Origin of the sequence: Saccharomonospora iraqiensis subsp. paurometabolica YIM 90007 (assembly GCF_000231035.2) — a bacterium.
In the GTDB taxonomy this organism is placed as follows: domain Bacteria; phylum Actinomycetota; class Actinomycetes; order Mycobacteriales; family Pseudonocardiaceae; genus Saccharomonospora; species Saccharomonospora paurometabolica.
Window position 1 is genome coordinate 96,727 of the sequence record NZ_KI912225.1, and the last position, 423, is coordinate 97,149.

The following is a 423-nucleotide window of genomic DNA, read 5'->3' on the forward strand; positions in this document are numbered from 1 at the left end:
GGCGCGGGCGCTGGTGCTGCCGACCGAGCCGGTCGTGCTCGTCGGTGTCCTCGGGTTGGTCGTGGTCGCCGCGCTGGTCCGGCGTCGTGCCGGGGACGCGGCGTTCGCCGTGGCCGCGCCGGTGCTCGCGGTGGCGCTGGGGACGGAGGTGCTGAAACCCGTCTTCGACCGCCACTACGACGACCACCTCGCCTACCCGAGCGGGCACACGGTGAGCCTGGTCGCCGTGGTGGCGGTGCTGGTGCTGCTCGCGGACCCGCCCCGGGTGCGGATCGCCGTCGCGGGTGTGGGGGCGGTGGCCCTGTGCGGGGCGGCGGTGGGGATGGCCGCCCTCGACTATCACCACGTCACCGACGTCGTCGGCGGTGTCGGCGTGGCGGTGGCCGTCACCGCGGGACTCGCCGCGGCACGCGGGGCCACGTG

1 protein-coding gene is annotated in these 423 nt (G+C 76.6%); it reads left to right on the plus strand.

Features of this window, described 5'->3' with window-relative positions; all coding sequences use genetic code 11:
- Nucleotides 1-423 (plus strand): phosphatase PAP2 family protein (locus SACPADRAFT_RS26570; protein ID WP_157577123.1); only part of this gene is annotated, 423 nt, incomplete at both ends.